The organism is Agromyces kandeliae, assembly GCF_009674665.1.
GTDB lineage: Bacteria > Actinomycetota > Actinomycetes > Actinomycetales > Microbacteriaceae > Agromyces > Agromyces kandeliae.
In genome coordinates, this window is record NZ_WKJD01000018.1 from 98986 (window position 1) to 119184 (window position 20199).

Sequence of the window (20199 nt, forward strand, 5' to 3'; positions counted from 1 at the left end):
CGTGTCCGAGGCGACCGTGACGATCCGGATGTACAACCCCGGCTTCGGCGACTGCTTCCTGGTGACCGTCGCCGACGCCGACGCGACCTGGCGGATGCTCGTGGACTGCGGGGTGCACAGCCACGGCCGTGCCCGGGTCGACGACGTGCCGCGGAAGATCGGCGACGTGGTCGACGCCGTCATCGCCCAGCTCGCGGGCGAGAGCGACGACGGGATGCCGCGGCTCGACGTCGTCGCCGCGACCCACCGCCACTCCGACCACGTCTCGGGGTTCGCGGACGACGCCTGGGCGGCCGTCGACGTCGGCGAGGTGTGGGTGCCGTTCGTCGAGGACGAGCACGACGCCGACGCGATCGGCCTCCGCCAGGGGCTCACCGTCGCGGCGACCGCCCTCCAGGGGCTCGTCGAGCAGGCCGCCGGCGGACGGCCCGTCGAATCGCTCGGACGTTCGATGGCGCTCGCGCTGGACTTCGCCGTGAACTCGGGCCCGAACCTCGCGGCGGCGAGGCGGCTCGTCGACGGCGGGTTCAAGGGGGGTGCCGAGCACCACGACGTGCGGTTCCTGCCGAAACGCGACGCGGCGGCCAACCGCGTCGAGCTGCCCGTCGAGGGAGCCGTGGTGCACGTGCTCGGGCCGAGCCGCGACGCCGAGTACCTCAAGCGGATGGACCCGCCCGCGGCCGTGCACTGGCTCGAGGAGGCGGCCGCAGAGCTCGGTCGCGACGAGGAGGAGGACATCTTCGACCGCATGTACGAGGTGCCGCGCGACGAGGTCTCCGCCCGGGTCCCGATCCAGCTCGTGCGCGCGCGGAACGCCATGCGCCTCGGGCAGCTGGCGCTCGACGAGGAGGCGCTGCTCCGCGCGGCATCCGTCCTCGAACGCTCGGTGAACAACACCAGCCTCTTCTTCGTCCTCGACGTCCGCGGCACCCGATTCGTCTTCGTGGGCGACTCGCAGCAGGGCGCGTGGGAGCACGTGCTCGACGACCCGGCGTCGAGGGCGCTCGTGACCGGCGCCGCGTTCTACAAGGTCGGGCACCACGGCTCGCACAACGCGACGCCCAAGCCGATCGCACGGGAGCTCGTGCACGCCGGCGGCGTCGCCATGGTTCCGGTCGGCACGGTGAAGGCATGGCAGGACAGCATCCCGAAGTCGGAGATCCTCGAGGCGCTCCACGAGAGCGGGGCGCACGTGATCCGCGCGGACGACCCGGAGGCGGGAGCCGAGGGCGACGACGACCTCGACTTCCACGCCGCCCCGGACGGGCTCTGGAGCGAGGTGCGCTTCCGGGTCCCCTGACGCCGGCGCGGACGACCGTCAGGGGATCCGCAGCGTCGCCCAGTCGTCGTCGACCCAGGTCGTGTCGGCGGGCAGTCGCGGCCGGTAGTCCGTCGCCGACATCCGATCGCGCACGCTGGCGTGGACCCGGACGCCCGGGGGGATCGGACGCCGACGCGGCACGAGGAGGCTCCATACGGCCCCGTTCCGGTGCGCCGCTCCGGCCGCGTGCGCGTCGGAGAACCCCTCGAAGGCCTTCGCGGTGCGCTTCGCGTCGAGCTTCAGCCCATGGTCGACCGCGCCCTCGAGCACCCACTTGAGGGCGATGGTCGAGAGCTTCGGGTCGTCGGCGTACGTGCCGCCGACGTCGGAGTGGATGCCCGCGAACCACGCCTCCTCGAGCGTCTCGGGCGCCTTGGTGCGGACCTCGTACTCGCGGAACGGGCGGCGCCGCTCGTCGATCGAGATCGCGTGCCGGACGTGGAGGGCGTTCGGCAGCTGCCTCGTGTACGGCCAGTCCGGGGCGATGCGCACCACGCCGAGGGCCTTCACGGTGTCCCACAGCCCGAGGTACTCGATCGGGATCGTGCTCCGACCGTCGACCTGGCGTGCGAACAGCCGTGAGAAGCGGTGGATCTCGTCCCACGGGATCCGCCCCTCTCCGCCACGGCGGGCGTACTTCGCCACCGCGTACTGCAGCTGGTTCTCGGAACCCTCTCGCATCAGCCCGACCAACCGGAGCATCCCGGTCAGCGCGCGGGCCGTGAACGCGCCGCGGCTGAAGCCGAACACGAAGATCCGGTCGCCGGGCTGCCAGGTCCGCATGAGCCACGCGTAGGCCTCGCCGAGGTTCTGCCGCATCCCCGCCCCGTAGATCAGTCCGCCGAGCCGGGAGAGGCCGCGCGCCAGCGGGGTCCACGCGCCCGGCGAGGCGAACGTGCCGACGCCGGGGTCGTAGTACGCGATCTGCACGGTCTCGTCGGAGAGGTCGAGCAGGTCGTAGACCCGCACGCAGTTCGAGTCGGCATCACCCCGCACCTGGCCGGCCGTCCCGTCCAGGCAGAGCACCAGATTCCGCGCCATGATCGCGTCCCCCCAGACGATCGGCACCCGCCGCCCCGCCCGAACGTCACGGTACTCCCCGAGCCCGCTCCCGCGGAAGGGAGCGCAGGCGGACCGCGGGACCGATGTCCCGGTCGACGGGTTCCAGGCCGCCTACCATCGGCCGCGAGGCGGGCCGGACCGCCGGCCTCGAGCGGATGGAGGCCCAGCATGAAGATCGTCGTCGTCGGAGGGGTCGCGGGCGGAGCGTCGGTCGCGGCGCGCGCACGCCGTCTCGACGAGTTCGCCGAGATCGTCGTGCTCGAGCGCGGCGACTACGTCTCGTTCGCGAACTGCGGCCTGCCGTACCACATCGGCGAGGTCATCACCGATCGCAGCCGACTCCTGCTCCAGACGCCTGAGAGCCTGCACGAGTCGCTCGCGATCGACGTGCGCGTCGGCGCCGAGGTCGTCGCGCTCGACCGCGAGGCGAAGACCGTCACCGTCCGCGAGGCCGCGACCGGTCGCGAGTACGTCGAGTCGTACGACCGGCTCGCGCTCTGCCCCGGCGCCGATCCGCTCAGGCCGCCGCTGCCCGGGATCGACCTGCCCGGCGTGCACGTGCTGCGCAACGTCACCGACATGGACGAGATCAAGGCGCAGCTCGACGAGGCGCTCGCGGCCGCGGCATCCGCACCGGGCCGCTCCCGCACGCCGGTGAAGGCGGTCGTGATCGGCGCCGGGTACATCGGCGTCGAGATGGCCGAGAACCTCCAGCACCGCGGCGCCTCGGTGACGGTCGTCGAACTCGCCGACCAGATCCTCCCGCCGCTCGACAAGGAGGTCTCGGTCCCGGTCGAGCAGCACCTGCGCAGTCGCGGCGTCGAGCTGTTCCTCTCGACCGGCGCGGCGGCGTTCTCCGAGCGCCCCGGCGGCGGGCTCACGGTCGAGCTCACGAACACCCGGTTCGTCGACGCCGACCTCGTGATCCTGTCGGCCGGCGTGCGGCCGAACGCCGGCCTGGCGGCGGATGCCGGCCTCGAGCTCGGGCCGCGCGGCGGCATCCGCGTCGACACGCACATGCGCACGTCGGACCCGTCGATCTGGGCGGCGGGCGACGCCGTCGAGACCCCGCACACCGTCCTCCCGGGCTCGTGGATCACGCCCCTCGCGGGCCCCGCGAACCGCGAGGCGCGCGTCGCAGCCGAGAACATCTGCGGGCGCGACACCGAGTACCGCTCGACGCAGGGCACGTCGATCGTGAAGGTGTTCGACATGGTCGCCGGCGGCACGGGCGCCACCGAACGCCAACTCCTTTCGGAGGGCATCGAGTACCGCGCGATCCACATCCACCCCTCCGGGCACGCGGGCTACTACCCGGGCACGGCGCAGATGCACCTCAAGCTCCTGTTCGCGCCGGGCGACGGACGCATCCTCGGCGCGCAGGTCGCCGGGTTCGACGGCGTCGACAAGCGGCTCGACGTGCTCGCGACGGTCATTCGCCTCGGCGGCACCGTGCACGACCTCGAGGAGCTCGAGCTCGCCTACGCGCCGCCCTTCGGGTCGGCGAAGGACCCCGTCAACATGGCGGGATTCGTGGCGGGCAACGTGCTCCGGGGCGACCTCGTGCTCTGGTACGCGAGCGACTGGCCCGAGCGGGTGGATGGCGCGAGGCTCGTCGACGTGCGCACGCCCGAGGAGTTCGCCATCTGGCACATCCCCGGGGCCGAGAACGTGCCGCTCGCGACGCTGCGCGCGGCCAGCGAGGACTGGGACCGATCGGTCCCGGTGCGCCTCTACTGCGCGGTCGGGTTCCGAAGCTACCTGGCCTACCGGCTGCTGGTGCAGCGCGGCTTCGCGGATGTCGCGACGCTGTCGGGCGGGTCGAACACCTTCCGGTTCCGGCACGAGGTCGAGCCGGCCTCGACCCTCGCGCCGCCGCCGGAGATCGCCTACGCCGAGGCGGTGGACCTCATCGCAGCGACCAAGGGGACGGGGAGGTCGGTCGACCTCGACTGCACCGGGCTCGCCTGCCCCGGCCCGATCATGCGGCTCTCGGCGACGATGGGCGACCTCGCGGCGGGCGACGAGGTGGTCGTGCGCGTCTCCGACCCGGGGTTCGTCAGCGACGGCCCGGCCTGGGCCGCGAGCCACGGGCACGAACTGCTCTCGATGACGCCCGACGGGCCGGGCTACGTCGCGGCCTTCCGCAAGGGGGGCGCCGCGGCATCCGGGACCACCGCCGTCGTCGAGCGGAAGAACCAGACGTCGTTCGTCGTGTTCTCGGGCGACCTCGACAAGATGCTCGCCGCGTTCATCATCGCCAACGGCGCCCTCGCGATGGGCCAGCAGGTGTCGATGTTCTTCACGTTCTGGGGGCTGAACGCCCTCCGGCGGGACCACGCGCCCAAGCGCGAGCACGGCGCGCTCGAGCGCATGATGGGCATGATGATGCCCTCCGGGCCCGACCGGCTGCCGCTCTCGCAGATGAACATGGCCGGCGCCGGACCGGCCATGATCAAGCACGTCATGAAGGAGCACGACGTGCAGTCGGTCCCGGAGCTCATGACCGCCGCACGCGAGGGCGGAGCGCGGCTCATCGCGTGCACGATGACGATGGACCTCCTCGGCATCGCCGAGACCGACCTGCTGGAGGACATCGAGTTCGGCGGCGTCGCGACCTTCCTCGGCGAGGCGGAGAAGTCCGGGACGACGCTCTTCATCTGAGTCCGCCCGCATCCGTCCCCCGAACGGGGTCGGACGTCGGAGTGGGAGTTCTCCCGTGTTCGGTTCATCCGCCCCTAGCATTGGCGCATGAGTGCGCCTGTCTCCGCACCCGACACCACGACGAGCCCCGCCCGTCGCAAGGTGCGGCTGCGCCGCGGTTCGAGCGACCGATCTGCGGCCGCGCTGCTGCTGACGGGCACCGTGCTCGCCATCCTCTGGGCGAACTCGCCGTGGGGCTGGACCTACGAGGCGTTCTGGGAGACCGAACTCGAGATCGGCCTCGGCGGATGGCAACTGCACGCCACGCTGCACGACGTCGTGAACGACGGGCTCATGACGCTGTTCTTCTTCGTGGTCGGCCTCGAGGTCAAGCGGGAGTTCACGGTCGGCGAGCTCACCGACCGGTCGCGCGCGATCGTGCCGATCGTCGCGGCCGTGGCCGGACTCGTGATCCCCGCCCTGCTCTTCGTGGTCATCGCCCTGCCGACCGGTGAGCTCAGCGCATGGGGCGTCGTGATCTCGACCGACACCGCGTTCCTGCTCGGCGCGCTCGCGATCATCGGTCCGCCGTTCCCGGCGAGACTCCGCACGTTCCTCCTCACGCTCGCCGTGGTCGACGACGTCGGGGCGCTGCTCGCGATCGGCATCTTCTACAACACCGGGCTCGACCTCGTGCCGCTCGCGGTCGCCGCCGTGCTCATGGTCGCGATCGCCCTCGTGCGGTACCTGCGGGCCGGTCGCGGCCTCGCGTACGGGGTGCTCGGCATCTCGCTGTGGGTTGCGATCGCGATGGCGGGCATCCACCCGACCCTCGCGGGCGTCGCGGTCGCGCTGCTCATCCCCGTGTTCCCGCCGCGTCGCACCGAGGTCGAGCGGACGGAGGAGCTCACGCGCGCCTTCCGCGAGTCGCCGAGCGCGCAGTACGCCGCCGCCGTGAACCGGAGCCTCCGCGAGTCGCTGTCGATCAACGACCGGCTGCAGGCCGAGTGGGGCCCGTACATCGCCTTCCTCGTGCTGCCGATCTTCGCGCTCGCCAACGCGGGCGTGCACCTCGACGCCGAGACGCTCGCGTCGGCATTCACCTCGCCGCTCACGTGGGCGATCATCGCCGGCCTCGTCGTGGGCAAGTTCGTCGGCATCACGGCGTTCACGGCGATCGTGCGGGCGACCGGCATGGGCCGGCTCGCACCGGGACTCGGGATGCCGCGCATCGCGGGCGGTGCGGCCCTGTCGGGCATCGGGTTCACGATCTCGCTGTTCATCGTGGGGATCGCGCTCCCCGACGGGGAGTCCCAGGACCACGGCCGGGTCGGCGTGCTCACGGCATCGCTCATCGCATTCGGGCTCGGGTGGGCGATCTTCGCCGTCGCGGATCGCCTGGACCCCCCGAAGGCGGTCGGCAAGGTGCTCGCGCGGCCGTTCGATCCCGCGCGCGACCACTACCGCGGGCGCCCCGACGCGCCGTACCAGATCGTCGAGTACGGCGACTTCGAGTGCCCGTTCTGCAGCCGTGCGACCGGCTCGATCGACCAGGTGATCCGGCGCTTCGGCGACGAGGTGTGCTGGGTCTGGCGGCACCTCCCGCTCGAGGGGGTGCACCCGCACGCCAAGCTCGCATCCCAGGCGTACGAGGCGGCGGCGTTGCAGGGCCGGTTCCTCGACATGGCGCGAACGCTCTTCCAGCACCAGGACGCGCTCGAGACCGACGACCTGTGCCGCTACGCCGAGGAGATCGGCCTCGACGTCCCCAGGTTCCTCGAGGACCTGCAGTCGCCTGCCGTGGTGCGGCGCGTGGAGGACGACCAGATCGACGCCGAACTCATGGACCTCCATTCGACGCCGACGTTCTTCGTCAACGGCCGCCGCCACATCGGGCCGTGGGACTCGCGGAGCCTGATCCGCTCGCTCGAGGCGTCGGCCGCGACGCCCCCGGAGGCCGCGGCCGAGCGCTGACCCGAACTCCTGCGGGCCCGCTCAGTCGGCCGCGGTGCGGTGCCGGGACACCCCGACGACCACGAGCGCCGCGCCGATCGCCGCGTAGATGACGAGGGCGACGAGGTCGCCCCAGCCGGAGCCGACGCCGAGGCCCGCGAGGAGGAGGCTGTGGCCGGGGCCCGTCGGGACGAGGTTCGCGGGCCCGGCGATCGCGGCGGGCACGGTCGAGGAGACCCCGGCCGCGAGCCCGATGACGCCGGCGATCGCGGCCGCGGTCCGTCCCGGCCCGCCGAAGCCGGCGGCGAGCCCGTGGTTCACGAGGGCGAACACCGTGCCGATGAACACCGCGGCCGCGGCGAAGCCCACGCGCGCGGCGGCGTCGGCGTCGAGCGCGGGCTGCAGTGCGAGCCCGACGAGCAGGCCCTGTCCGGCGCCGAGCGCCGCTCCGGGCCAGATCGAGCGCCCGGCGATCGAGACGGTCGACGCGGACGTGAGCAGGCGACGCTGCGGTACCGCGCGGCGACCGAGGGCGAGGACGATCGCGCCGACCCAGAGCGCGAACGTCGCGAACAGCGGCACCGACTGCGTCCCGTTCGCGGGGACCGCGACGTCGGTGCGGGCGGGCTGTGCGACGACCGAGGAGAGCGTCGCGATGTCCGAGTCCGAGTACGTCGGGATCTGCTCGACGGCCTGCGCGAGCCCGTCGGAGAGCTGAGCGGCACCCGACGAGGTCTCGTCGGCCCCGGACGCCACCTCCTGCGCGCCCGAGTTCACCTGTTCGCCGCCCGCCGCGCTCTCCGCGGCTCCGGCCGCGACCTCGTTCGCCCCCGCCGACGACGCGTCGGCACCCGCGACGAGGCCGGGCATGCCGGCTGCGAGCTGGGCGTTGCCCGCCGCGACCTGATCGGCGCCGGAGGCGAGTGCGTCGACGTCGCCGTCGACCGCCTGGACCCGGGCGAGCACGCTCCGTCCGCGTTCGCAGATGGCACCGGGACGCGCGGCGCACAGGTCGTCGACGACGCGGGCGACGTCCGCGGTGGCCCCGTCGAGTGCGGCGGCGATGGCGTCGAGCGCCGCGGCGACCTGCGCCGAGCCCGTCGCGAGCTGCGCGGTGTCGGACGGCAGGGACTGCACCGAGGCATCGAGCTGCGCGAGGCCCGCGGCGAGCGAGGCGGCGCCCGCGTCGAGCGAGTCGAGCCCGGACGCGAGCTGCGACGTGCCGTCGGCGAGCGAGGCCGCGCCGCCCGCGAGCGACGATGCGCCCGATGCGAGTTCGGCGGCGCCGTCGGCGGCCTGGCCGATCTGCTCGTTGATGGTGTTGAACCCCTGGTAGACGTTGCCGAGGTAGCGCTCGGTGAGCTGGGCGTTGAACGTCGCGACGGCCGCCTGCGTGATGACCTCGGTGAGCGCGGGGTCGAGGTAGGCCGACGCGGGCGTCGTCTGGACGTGCAGCGTCGCGTGCACGGCATCCGCCGCCGGCCCCGAGATCGACGTCGCGTTCGCCGAGAAGGACGGCGGGATCGTGAGCACGGCGGCGTAGCGTCCGTCGCGGAGGCCCGCGGCGGCGTCGTCGTCGTTCGTCAGGATCCACGTGAAGTTGGGACCGCTCGGAGCCGGAGTCGCCGTCGCGTCCGGCCCGGGGTCGTCGGGAGCCCCTTCGCCCGCGATGCCCCCGATGAGGCCGGCGGCGAACTCGCGGCCGAGCGGCACGGTCTGCCCGTTGAGCTGCACCGGCTCGTCGTCGTTGACCACCGCGGCGGTGACCCGGTCGAAGTCGCTCACGGGCGCGGCGAGCCCCCAGGCGAGCAGCCCGGCGATCGCGAGGGGGAGCAGCAGCACGCCGACGATCCCGAGGGCACCGAGGCGTTCGGCGCCCTGCGCCGACGAGAACGAGGTGTCGGTCATGTCGTCGTCCCCGTCGTCGCCGCCTCCCTGGCGGGGCGTGCGGACGGGGCCGGCTCGAGCACCGTCCGGCCGAGCCCGTGCGGCAGCACCGCGTCGGCCGTCGACGCCAGCTCGCACGAGACGAGCAGGGTCAGCGGATGCCCCGTCCGACGCTCCGCGCCGCGTGCGGCTCCGGTGAGCACCTCGAGCAGTTCGTCGCGCGCCGCGGGATCGGCGAGGAGGTCGACGCCGTCGATGGCGAGGAGCTCGGGGCCGTCGGCAGCGGCATCCACCACGGCGGAGATCGGGTCCGGGGTTCGGGCGAGCTCGACGACCGCGCTCCGCGCCCGCACGCTCTGCGCCCGAACGGGCAGCACGAGCCCGAGGCACTTCAGCCGGCCCTCGACGACGGGGCGGCGTCCCGTGAGCGCGAGCAGCACCGCGCGCCGCTCCTCGGGGGTCGCCCCGGCGACCACGAGCGCCTCGCCGGCCGGCACGCGCACGTCGAGGTCGACCAGGCGCGGCTCGCGCCGTACCGCGACTCCCTCCCCGACGATCGCGTGCGCGTCGCCCGGCTCGGGCCAGTCGGCGAGCTCGTCCTCTCGTGCGAGTCCCTCGCCCTCGACGTCGAAGCGGGGGAGCACCCGATCGAGCCCGGCGGGGAACCACCAGGCGTGCCGCCCGAACCAGGCGAGGACCGCGGGCGTCAGCGTCATCCGCACGATGAACGCGTCGATCGCGACGCCGGTCGCGAGCCCGAAGGCGATCGGCTGCATCGACGCCTCGCCGTTCAGGATGAAGCCGCCGAACACCGTGAACATGATGATCCCGGCGGCCGTCACCACGCGCGCCGAGGCGTGGAACCCGCGCTCGATCGCGGGCCGCGGCTCGCCGTGCTTCAGGTAGTCCTCGCGCATGCGGCTGACGAGGAACACCTCGTAGTCCATCGCGAGCCCGAAGAGCACGCCCATCACGATGATCGGCATGAAGCTCGTCACCGACCCGACCGATTCGACGTTCAGCGGGCCGGCGAGGACGCCGTCGACGAACACCAGGCTCGTGAGGCCGAAGGCGGCGCCGATGGAGAGCACGTACCCGAGCGCCGCGGTGATCGGCACGACGATCGAGCGGAACACCATCGCGAGCAGCACGAGCGACAGCCCGACGACGAGCGCCCCGAACGGCAGCAGCGCGCCGCCGAGGCGCTCCGAGATGTCGACGCCGAGCGCCGTGTAGCCCGTCACCGAGAGGTCGACCGCGTAGTCCTCGAGGAACGCGTCGTGCATCGCGCGCAGCCGGTGCACGAGCTGCTCGGTCTGCTCGGAGTCCGGCGCGCCGTCGGGGATCACCTGGATCACGGCGGTGTCGCCCGTCTCGTTCGGCGTCGCGAGCGGCACGGCCGCGACGCCCTGCACGCCGGCGACCTCGGCGGCGATGTCGTCGACGAGGTCGACCGGATCGGTGCTCTGGATGACGGAGCCCGTGAGGATGAGCGGCCCGTTCGCGCCGGCGCCGAAGTGCTCGGCGATGAGGTCGTAGGTGACCCGCCCCGGGGCGCCCTCGGGCAGCGAGCCCGAGTCCGGAAGGGCCAGTCGGAGGTTCGCCGCGGGCATCGCGGCGAGGGCGAGGAGCGCCGTGATGAGCACGACGGTCACCGGGGGCCAGCGGATGGCGGCGCGCACCCAGTGCCCGAAGAACCCGCCGGGCCTCGACTCGGCCGCGGCCTCCGGCTGGTCCGTCCCGGCCGACTCGGCTGCCTCGGCCGCGGCCTCCGGCTGGTCCGTCCCGGTGGGCTCGGCGTCGTGGTCCTCCGGTTCGTCCTCCGCCTCGGCCCCGTCCGCGGGTGCCTCGTGCCCCGGACGGTACCGCTTCGGCACGACGTGCCACCCCGCGAACGACAGCAGCGCCGGCGTGAGCGTCAGCGCGACGAGCGCGGCCGTCGCGACGGCGAGCGCCGCGGAGAGCCCCGTGACGGTGAGGAAGGGGATGCGCGCGACGGAGAGCCCGAGCAGCGCGATGATCACGGTCGTCGCCGCGAACATGACCGCGGAGCCCGCGGTCGCGACCGCGCGCGGTGCGGACTCGGCGGGCGGCATCCCGCGCTTCACCTGGTCCTGGTGGCGGGAGACGATGAACAGGGAGTAGTCGACGCCGACCGCGAGCCCGAGCATGACGGCGAGGAGCGGTGCGGTCGAGGTGACCGTGAGCCAGCGCGTCGCGGTGAGGACCACAGCGACCGAGGCGCCGACGCCGACGAGCGCGGTCGTGATCGGCATGCCCGCGGCGACGAGGGAGCCGAACGTCACGATCAGGACGACGAGGGCGATCAGGATGCTCGTGAGCTCGCTGATGCCGATCCCCGGGTTCACCTGCGAGTACAGGGAACCGCCGACGGCCACCTGCGACCCGTCGGGGAGGTCTCCCTGGAGCGTCGAGCCCTCGGACTGCAGTGCGTCCGACGTCGAGGGCAGCACGTCGACGGCGCCGACCGACAGCTGGATCGTGACGAGGACGGCCGACGAGTCCGATGCGATGTCGGCCGACGACCCGTCGTCGTACGGCGAGCTCACGCCGGAGACCTGGGGGATCGCCTCGATGGCGGTGATCGCGTCCTCGACCGCCGACTCGAAGTCGTCGTCGGTGACGTCGCCGCCGTCGGGGGCGACCGCGATGAGCTGCGCCGAGGTGCCTGAGAACTGGGGGAACGTGCGCGCGAGGGCGTCGAGTGCGTCCTGCGATTCGGTTCCGGGGAATGCGTAGGTGTTGTTCGTCCCGGTGCCGACGAGCCCGGCGATCGTGAAGAGCACGGCGAGGATGCCGACCCAGACGAGCACGACGAGGAGGCGGGCGCGGTAGGCCCATCGTCCGAGCGCGTGCAGAGCCGAGGACACGTCTCTCACTCCCCCCGAAGTGGAGTTGAATGACCTCAACCTAGGGTGCGGCGCGGGGGGACCGCAACGATGCCGCGCGGCGCCGAGTCGGCCCGCGCGGCGTCGAGCAGGTAGGGTGGCACGTCGGCTCGCGACATCCGGGCCCACCCACGGCCATCGCGGCCGCGCGCGACGGGGCGCTCGTACGACACCATCCGGCTCGAACGAGCCCCGCCGATAGGAGACCCACATGCCAGCGCCCGCGCGACCTCCTGCCGACCCCGCCCCCGAGACCGGCGACGCGCGCGCCGCCGCCCTCGCCCGGGCCCGCGCCCAGCCCTCGGTGCTCACCGCACTCCGCACGCCCCGGTTGCTCACCCGCGAGGTGCTCGCGGGCCTCGTCGTCGCGCTCGCCCTGATCCCCGAGGCGATCTCGTTCTCGATCATCGCCGGCGTCGACCCGCGCGTCGGCCTCTTCTCGTCGTTCGTGATGGCGGTGTCGATCGCGTTCCTCGGCGGGCGTCCGGCGATGATCACGGCCGCGACGGGCGCCGTCGCGCTCGTCATCGCGCCCGTCGCGCGCGACTACGGCATGGACTACTTCATCGCGACGGTGATCCTCGCGGGCGTGTTCCAGCTCGTGCTCGGCGCCTTGGGCGTGGCGAAGCTCATGCGCTTCATCCCGCGGAGCGTCATGGTCGGATTCGTCAACTCGCTCGCGATCCTGATCTTCGCCGCGCAGCTGCCGCACCTCGTCGGGGTGCCGTGGCTCGTCTACCCGCTCGTGGCGGCCGGACTCGTGATCATGGTCGGCGTCCCGCGGCTCACGAAGGCCGTTCCCGCGCCGCTCATCGCGATCGTCGTGCTCACGGTCGTGGTCGTCGCGGCCGGCTGGCAGGTGCCCACCGTCGGCGACGAGGGCGAGCTCCCGGAGAGCCTGCCCGAGCTGTTCATCCCGAACGTGCCGCTCACGTGGGAGACCTTCGCGACGATCGCGCCGTTCGCGCTCGCGATGGCGCTCGTCGGCCTCCTCGAGTCGCTCATGACGGCGAAGCTCGTCGACGACATCACCGACACCCGCTCGCGCAAGACGCGCGAGGCGCTCGGCCAGGGCGTCGCCAACATGCTCTCCGGCCTCTTCGGCGGCATGGGCGGCTGCGCGATGATCGGCCAGACGATGATCAACGTGAAGGTGTCCGGCGCGCGGACGCGCATCTCCACGTTCCTCGCGGGCGTCTTCCTGCTCGTCCTCGTCGTCGGGCTCGGGGACCTGGTCGCGATCATGCCCATGGCCGCGCTCGTCGCCGTCATGATCATGGTCTCGGTCGCGACCTTCGACTGGCACTCGGTCCGCTGGTCGACGCTGCGGCGGATGCCGAAGTCGGAGACGACCGTCATGGTCGCGACCGTGGTGGTCGTCGTCGCCACGCACAACCTCGCGATCGGCGTCATCGTCGGCGTGCTCGTGGCGATGGTCGCATTCGCCCGTCGCGTCGCGCACTTCGCGACCGTCACGCGTCGGGTCTCGCTCGACGAGCCGGTGCCGACCGCGCACTACCGCGTCGACGGCGAGCTCTTCTTCGCCTCGTCGAACGACCTGACCACGCAGTTCGAGTACGCGGATGACCCGGACCGGGTCGTGATCGACATGTCGGGCTCGCACATCTGGGACGCCTCGACCGTGGCGGCGCTCGATGCGATCACGACCAAGTACGAGCACCATGGCAAGCGCGTCGTCATCGAGGGGCTGAACGAGGCGAGCTCGGCGATGCACGCGCGCCTCGCCGGTCAGCTCGGCGCCGGGCACTGACGTCGGGCGCGTCCGCGCGCCGCGGAGACGACGAGAGGCGGATGCCACGCGGCATCCGCCTCTCGCCCGATCAGGGGGTCAGACGCTCAGGTCGACGTCCTTCGTCTCCTTGACCAGCGAGACGCCGATCAGGGAGATGACCGCGGCGATCGCGATGTAGAGGCCGATCGTCCACGACTGGCCGGTCTCGCCGAGCAGTGCCGCGGCGATCATCGGGGCGAACGCGCCGCCGAGGATGGCGCCCAGCGCGTAGCCGATCGAGACGCCCGAGTAGCGCACCTTCGCCGGGAACATCTCGGCGTAGAGCGCGGCCTGCGGGCCGTACGAGAGGCCGAGGCCGAACGTCATCAGGAACAGTGCCACGAAGTACCAGACGATGTTCCCGGTGTCGATGAGGAACCACATCGGGATCGCCCACAGCGCGAGGAAGGCGTACCCGATCTGGAAGGTGCGGATGCGACCGAGGCGGTCGGAGAGGCGTCCGCCCCAGAGCGTGAAGACGAGCCAGCCGAACGACGCGAAGGTCGTGGCGAGCAGCACCGTCGGCCGGTCCATGCCGAGCGCGGTCACCGCGTAGGTCGCGAAGTACGCGATGAGCAGGTAGCCCGCGGCGTTGTTGGCGATGAAGATGACCGCGGTGAGGACGACGTTCTTGGTGTTGCTGCGGAACAGCTCCTTCAGCGGCGCCGAGGACTCCTGCTTGCGTTCCTGGAGCTCCTTGAAGACCGGGCTCTCCTCGACCGCACGGCGGATCAGGTAGCCGACCACGATCAGCACGATCGAGAGCATGAACGGGATGCGCCAGCCCCACTCCATGAACGCCTCGGGCGACATGGACGAGGTGATGATCCAGAGCGTGAAGGTCGCGAGGATCATGCCGACGGGCACGCCGATCTGGGGGAAGGCGCCGAAGAAGCCGCGCTTGCCCTTGGGGGCGTGCTCGACCGACATCAGCGCCGCGCCGCCCCACTCGCCGCCGGCCGAGAAGCCCTGCAGGATCCGGAGCAGGATCAGCAGGATGGGCGCCGCGATGCCGATCGCGGCGTACGTCGGCAGGAAGCCGATGAGCGACGTCGACAGGCCCATGAGGATGAGCGTGAAGACCAGCATCTTCTTGCGACCGAGCTTGTCGCCGAGCCAGCCGGCGACGACCGCGCCGAGCGGGCGGAAGAGGAACGAGATGCCGATCGTCGCGAAGGCGAGGACCTGCGCGAGCGTGGCGTTCGCCTCGGCGAGCGGGGCGAGGAAGAGCGGGGCGAGGACGAGCCCGGCCGCCTGTGCGTAGATGAAGAAGTCGTACCACTCGATGGACGTGCCCACGAGGGTGCCGGCGAGGACCTTGCGCTCCTCGGTGGACATCCTCCCGGTGCGCGCGGATTCCTGGACGGTTGCGGTCATGCGAACTCCGTTGTTCTGTGCAGGGTGAATCGGGGATCGACGCGGGGGTGGTGCGCCGTTGCGGGTTTCCCGACCGATCGTTCGGTTGGAAATCCGACCATAGCGCACCGGCCGCGCCGAGCGGTAGCCCCCTGCGACGAACGGCGGTGTCTGCGCGACGAACGGATGGAGCGACCGCGCGTACGCTGTTCGCCATGCCCACGCCCGACTTCGTCCTCGAGCTCCGGCGCCATGTCGGGACCGCGCCCCTCCCGCTCGTCGGCGTGACGGCCGTGATCGTCCGCGACGGACGCGTGCTGCTCGGTCGCCGCGCCGACACCGGCGCGCTCACGCCCATCACCGGCATCGTGGATCCCGGAGAGGAGCCGGCCGTGGCTGCGGCGCGCGAGGCGCACGAGGAGGCCGGTGTCCGGATCGCCGTCGATCGGCTCGCGTGGGTGCACCAGGTGCCCCGCGTCGTCTACGGCAACGGCGACCAGGCCGACTACCTCGACCTCACCTTCCGCTGCACCTGGCTCGACGGCGAGCCGTACCCCGCCGACGGCGAGATGACGGACCTCGGATGGCACGACCCGGCCGACCTCGACGGCGTGAACGCCGAGCACCTCCGCCGCATCGAGGCCGCGCTCGCGGCCGGCGACGGTCCGGCGCGGTTCGAGGTCGGCTGACGCCGGCCGCACCGCGGCCGGCGATCCCGCGGCGGGTCCCCGCCCGGTCAGTCGTCGAACGCGAGGAGGGCGGCACCGACCAGCGGTGCGTCGTCGCCGAGCTCGGCGGGCACGACGCGCACCTCGCGCGCGGCGGGCAGGACCGCCGTGCGGTGCGCCGCCGCCTCGACGAGGGGCAGGTAGTCGTCCGCGACCCGCGAGAAGCCGCCGCCGATGGCGACGGTCGTGACGTCGAGCAGTGCGCCGAACGACGCGATGGCCTGCCCCACGGCATCCGCCGAACGGTGCACGGCCTGCACGGCGACCGGATGGCCGGCGCGGTAGTCCGCCGCGAGTGCGAGCCCGTCGGCACCCGTCCAGCCGTGGGCGATCGCCCACCGCACCGTCCCCGGTCCGGACGCGACGGCTTCGACCGTCGCGGCGACCGGATCGTCCGGGGACGGCTGCCGCACCCACGCCTGGCCGACGTGCCCGGCGTTGCCGGCGTCGCCCCGGATCACCCGGCCGTCGGCGATGATCCCGCCGCCGATCCCCGTCGACACGACCATCGCGATGCCGTTGCGCACACCGCGCAGCGCGCCGAACCGCGCCTCGGCCAGGGCGATGCACGTGCCGTCGAGCGCGACGCGCACGCGCGTGCCGCCCGCGAAGCGTTCGACGGTCGGCACGAGCGGCAGGTCGCGGATGCCCGGCATGTTGAGGGGCGACACATGCGTCCCGTCGCCGAGCAGGGGGCCGGCCGTGCCGACGCCGACGCCGACGAGCCGGTGCGCCACGCCCGCGGCATCCGTCGCCTGCTCGCACACCGAGGCGATCGCGATCGAGAAGGTCTCGGGCCTCTGGCCCGCACCGGTCGGGGCGCGGTGGCGGCTTCCCGGCACGATGCGGCCGTCCGCGCCGACGAGCGCCGCATCGACCTTCGTGCCGCCGATGTCCACGGCGAGGGCGACGGGGATCTCGGACGCGGTCGCAGGCATGAGTCGATCATGCCGGATGCCGCGACCGCGCCGAGCGGCACCACGGCATGATCACCGCAGGTCGATCCGCATCAGGACGCGCGGGAAGCCGTTCAGCACGCTCGTCGTATCGGCGGCCTTCTCGAATCCGGCGCGCTCGAACGCCGCGCGGGTGCCGACGTAGGCCATCGTGAGGTCGACCTTCTCGCCGCGATTGTCGACAGGGTACGCCTCGACGATCGGGGCGCCATGCTCGCGCGCGAACGCCACGGCGCCCGCGATGAGGTGGTGCGAGATGCCCTGCTTCCGGTGCCCGGGCCGAACGCGCACGCACCAGAGCGACCACACGTCGAGGTCGTCGAGGTGCGGGATGCGCCGGTTGGTCGCGAAGCTCGTGTCGGCCCGCGGATGCACGGCCGCCCAGCCGACGGGCTCGTCGCCGTCGTAGGCGATGACGCCCGGCGCCGGATCCTGTGCGCAGAGCTGCCTGACCCGCTCGCCGCGAGCGGGACCTCGGAGCGACAGGTTCTCCTTGGACGAGGTCAACCGGTAGCTCAGGCAGAAGCACACGTTCGCGTCGGGTCGCTTGGGCCCGAGGACCGCGGCCACGTCGTCGAAGACGGATGCCGCCCGAACCTCGATGGCCACGGTCAGTCGATCGACGCGGGGTCGGCCCAGCGCAGCACGCGCAGGGCGCGGAGCGTGTTCCACGGGCTCGGCTCGCCGGCCGGCGCATCGATCTCGTACCGGTTGCGGCCGGGCCAGCGATCGCCGGCGCGCCACCGGCCGTCGTCGTCGCGCTGGCCCAGTACCAGGTCGAGCGCGGGCCGCAGCCGCGCGTCGGGACGGCCGCCCGCGTCGCGGAAGTGATCGAGCGCCCGCAGGACGTCGTAGAACCAGTACGTCGGGAATGAGAAGTTCGTGTAGCGCGGCTTCACGAGCTCGCCCGTCGACTTGCGGCGGAACAGGCTGCGCTCGAGCAGGTACTCCTCGCCGCCGCGTCGGGCGTCCGTCACCGCGGCATCCGTCGACCCGGTCGCCCGCTCGTACGCGAGGAGCCCCTCGACGACGCACAGCGTCGAGTCGAACGACGAGCGCTGCGACTCGTCGGCCGGCTCGCAGTTCCACCCGCCGTCGGGGAGCGTCTCGTCGAGGAGGCGCGCGACGATCCGGTCGCTGCCCGCGCCGAGGACGCCGAAGTACGCGGCGTTCGCGAGGACCCCGCCGTTCACGCACTCCTCGACCTCGCCGCTGAAGTAGGGCAGGTCGTCGAACTCCGCCCAGACCACGCCGTCGACGACTCGGTCGATCGCGGCCCGCACGGGTGCCGCACCGGGTGGCGCACCGAGGTTCCGCAGGACCTGCAGGGTCCACATGACCGAGTCGCGTTCGCGACCCGAGCCGTAGACCTGGCCGCCCCAGTAGCCGTCGTCGCCCTGTTCGGCGAGGAGGCGCGCACCCCAGCCCTCGGTCGCCACGCGCGCGCGTTCGGTGGCGACGGCGTCGTCGGGCGCGTCCTGCAGGTCGCGCATGACCTGCCAGCGCACGCTCGGGTCGCCGCCGAGGAGCCAGGTGATCACATCGTCACGCATACGGCCATGTTCGCCCATGCCGCCGACACCGACGAGCGGGCGATGGATGCCGCGGTACTGCGCTCGCGCGACGTCAGTCGTCTGCGACCTCCGGGGGCCACGCCACCTCGAACCGCTCGAACAGCACGTCGAGATCGTCGTGCCACTCGACGCCGATCCCCGGGCAGACCCGCTGCCAGTAGCGTCGGTGGTTGTCGCGCCACGACTCGAGCGTGCGGTCGTCCTCGCCCTCGTCGAACGCGAACGCGGCGTCGACGCTCGAGAACGGGCCGATCCGCAGCTCGGTGCTGCGGAGGATCGCGCGCGGTCGGCCCGCCGAGTCGCAGGCGATCCAGTGGCTGCCGACGCGGGGGAGCGGCTGCCCCTCGTGGCGGAACTCGGCGACGAGGGTGGCGGTCGCGCGCTTGGTGCCGTCGAGCACGAGGCCGAGCAGTTCGTCGGTGAGTGCGGGGTGGTCGCCGAACACCTCGACGCTCGGCGGTTCGGCGTCGAGGGCGCGATCCGGGCGAGCCGCGCGGTACTCCGCCCAGAACTCGTCGGCGGCCGCTCCGTCGACGGGGGCGTTGGCCCCGCTCATACCCGCCTCGCCAGCAGGCTGCCCGCCCATCCGTGGCCGGTCGGCACGTAGCCGGCGGGGAACGCGCCGCTCCGGGCGAACGCCGCCCAGGCGGCGCGGAGCGCGGCCCCGGCGGCGACGAGGTTCCGGGCGCCGTCAGGTGCGAGCAGCGGCGTGCCCTCCCAGGCCGCCGTCGCGGGGAAGAGCAGCGCGACCTCGATCGCGTGCGCCGACCCGATCCGGCTCCCGTCGGGATGCCCGTCGAACTCGGCGACGCGTACGTCCGCGCCGCCGCCGGCGACGATGTGCGCGAAGCGACGGGCACCGCCGACGTAGACGGCCCGCGTGGTGCGGCGGGTGATCACGCGACGCAGCAGCGGGCCGATCACCGGTCGGGCGGCGAGCGCCGCGAGCCTCGGGTCGACCTCGAAGAAGAACGCGGTCTCGTCGCGGTTCCACGTGACGAGCACGTCGAGGTCGGCGGCGTGCTCGCGCCACGCGGCCTCGATGTCGCCCTCCGCGGGGAGCGGCGCCGCCCCGGCGCGCGGCCCGAACGGCATCGCCGAGCGGAGGCCGGATCCGGCGGCGGCCTGCTTCGCCCGCGCCTGCGCGGCGAAGAGGTCGTCGAGTGAGGCGTCCGGGGCGAGCGGGCCCGCGGCCTCCGCCATGCGCCGCTGCATCTCGGCCCGTCCGGTGCGGATGCCGAGGGGCGCGCTCTGCAGGATCACGCGATGGAAGAGCCCCCGGGCGCCCTCGGCGGCGATCAGGTGCGCGAGCGCGTCACCGCCCGACGACTGGCCGACGGCGGTGATCCGCTCGGCATCGCCGCCGAAGGCGGCGATGTGCTCGCCGACCCACCGGAACGCCGCGATGAGGTCGAGCAGCCCGAGGTTCGCGGGGTGCGCGTCATCCGTCGGGTATCCGAGCAGCCCGAGACGAGACGTGACGGCGACGACGATGACCCGCTGCTCGCGCACGATGGCGGCAGGGTCGTAGCCGGCGAGGTCGCCGGCACCGGAGACGTACGACCCGCCGTGCACCCAGACGAGCACCGGCATCGGCCCGTCGGGAGCGTCCTCCGGGATCGTGATCGTGAGCCGCAGGCAGTCCTCGTCGAACTCCACGCCGCGGAGCGGCCGTCCGAGCAGTTCGTCGCTCGGGCTCGCCGGCTGCGGGCACGCGAGCCGCTGGAATCGTCGATCGGATGACTCGTCGGGGCGCACCTCGGCGGGAACGGGGGCCTCGAATCGGCGCGCGGTGGCGTACCGGACGTTGCGCACCCGGACGACTCCGTCGCCGGCGACCGCGGGGAACGTGCCGAGCGGCGTCGCCAGTTCCGTGGGCGTGCCGAGAGGAGGCGGGTCGGCCGGCGCGGTCGGCCCGTCGGCCTCGGTCGGGTCGGTGGTGTCCAGGTCGGTGGTGTCCGGGTCGGTGGTGTCCGGGTCGGTGGTGTTCGGGTCGGTCTGCATCGGGTGGACTCCAG

14 protein-coding genes are annotated in these 20199 nt (G+C 72.9%); 5 read left to right on the top strand and 9 right to left on the bottom strand.

Translation table 11 applies throughout. The features are described from left to right. Position 1 precedes the first annotated feature (1 nt). Entirely contained in the window at positions 2-1300 is a 1299-nt protein-coding gene (locus GJR97_RS13240; RefSeq protein WP_154347210.1) for a ComEC/Rec2 family competence protein, read from the top strand. An 18-nt stretch (positions 1301-1318) separates the two neighbouring features. On the opposite strand, the gene GJR97_RS13245 is transcribed toward GJR97_RS13240, so the two are convergent. Next, a complete protein-coding gene (locus GJR97_RS13245; protein ID WP_154347212.1) occupies positions 1319-2362 on the bottom strand; it encodes a DUF2235 domain-containing protein in 1044 nt (347 codons plus the stop codon). A gap of 189 nt (positions 2363-2551) precedes the next feature. On the opposite strand from GJR97_RS13245, the gene GJR97_RS13250 reads away from it, so the two are divergent. After that, on the top strand, positions 2552-5047 hold the full coding sequence (locus tag GJR97_RS13250; protein ID WP_154347214.1) for an FAD-dependent oxidoreductase: 2496 nt from the start codon (positions 2552-2554) through the stop codon (positions 5045-5047). An 87-nt stretch (positions 5048-5134) separates the two neighbouring features. Next, on the top strand, positions 5135-7000 hold the full coding sequence (nhaA, locus tag GJR97_RS13255; RefSeq protein ID WP_154347216.1) for a Na+/H+ antiporter NhaA: 1866 nt from the start codon (positions 5135-5137) through the stop codon (positions 6998-7000). Positions 7001-7021: 21 nt separating this feature from the next. Here nhaA and GJR97_RS13260 read toward each other — a convergent pair whose 3' ends face one another. Continuing rightward, entirely contained in the window at positions 7022-8887 is a 1866-nt protein-coding gene (locus GJR97_RS13260) for a YhgE/Pip domain-containing protein (RefSeq protein ID WP_154347218.1), read from the bottom strand. Beyond that, positions 8884-11757, bottom strand: coding sequence for an MMPL family transporter (locus tag GJR97_RS13265; RefSeq protein WP_195760717.1), 2874 nt, complete (start codon positions 11755-11757; stop codon positions 8884-8886). Before GJR97_RS13265 ends, GJR97_RS13260 begins: the two co-directional genes overlap by 4 nt. 229 nt (positions 11758-11986) lie before the next feature. On the opposite strand from GJR97_RS13265, the gene GJR97_RS13270 reads away from it, so the two are divergent. Then, a complete protein-coding gene (locus GJR97_RS13270) occupies positions 11987-13546 on the top strand; it encodes a SulP family inorganic anion transporter (protein WP_154347221.1) in 1560 nt (519 codons plus the stop codon). 78 nt (positions 13547-13624) lie between these two features. On the opposite strand, the gene GJR97_RS13275 is transcribed toward GJR97_RS13270, so the two are convergent. Continuing rightward, positions 13625-14944, bottom strand: coding sequence for an MFS transporter (locus GJR97_RS13275; protein ID WP_154347223.1), 1320 nt, complete (start codon positions 14942-14944; stop codon positions 13625-13627). Between the two features lie 194 nt (positions 14945-15138). Between GJR97_RS13275 and GJR97_RS13280 the strand changes: the two genes are divergently transcribed. Then, positions 15139-15612, top strand: a complete 474-nt coding sequence (locus tag GJR97_RS13280; RefSeq protein ID WP_154347225.1) for an NUDIX hydrolase — start codon at positions 15139-15141, stop codon at positions 15610-15612. Between the two features lie 47 nt (positions 15613-15659). Here GJR97_RS13280 and GJR97_RS13285 read toward each other — a convergent pair whose 3' ends face one another. From GJR97_RS13285 to GJR97_RS13305, 5 genes are all read right to left on the bottom strand, one after another. Then, a complete protein-coding gene (locus GJR97_RS13285) occupies positions 15660-16589 on the bottom strand; it encodes an ROK family protein (RefSeq protein WP_154347227.1) in 930 nt (309 codons plus the stop codon). Positions 16590-16640: 51 nt separating this feature from the next. After that, a complete protein-coding gene (locus tag GJR97_RS13290; protein WP_324613480.1) occupies positions 16641-17216 on the bottom strand; it encodes a GNAT family N-acetyltransferase in 576 nt (191 codons plus the stop codon). A 2-nt stretch (positions 17217-17218) separates the two neighbouring features. Then, the gene (locus tag GJR97_RS13295) at positions 17219-18160 is read right to left on the bottom strand and encodes a hypothetical protein (protein WP_154347229.1); all 942 of its coding nucleotides are present in this window, start codon (positions 18158-18160) and stop codon (positions 17219-17221) included. A 73-nt stretch (positions 18161-18233) separates the two neighbouring features. Beyond that, entirely contained in the window at positions 18234-18737 is a 504-nt protein-coding gene (locus GJR97_RS13300) for an ASCH domain-containing protein (RefSeq protein ID WP_154347231.1), read from the bottom strand. Continuing rightward, positions 18734-20185: a carboxylesterase family protein gene (locus tag GJR97_RS13305; RefSeq protein ID WP_154347233.1), complete on the bottom strand. Its 1452-nt coding sequence runs from the start codon at positions 20183-20185 to the stop codon at positions 18734-18736. The genes GJR97_RS13300 and GJR97_RS13305 overlap by 4 nt, the downstream gene beginning before the upstream one ends. Positions 20186-20199: the final 14 nt, after the last annotated feature.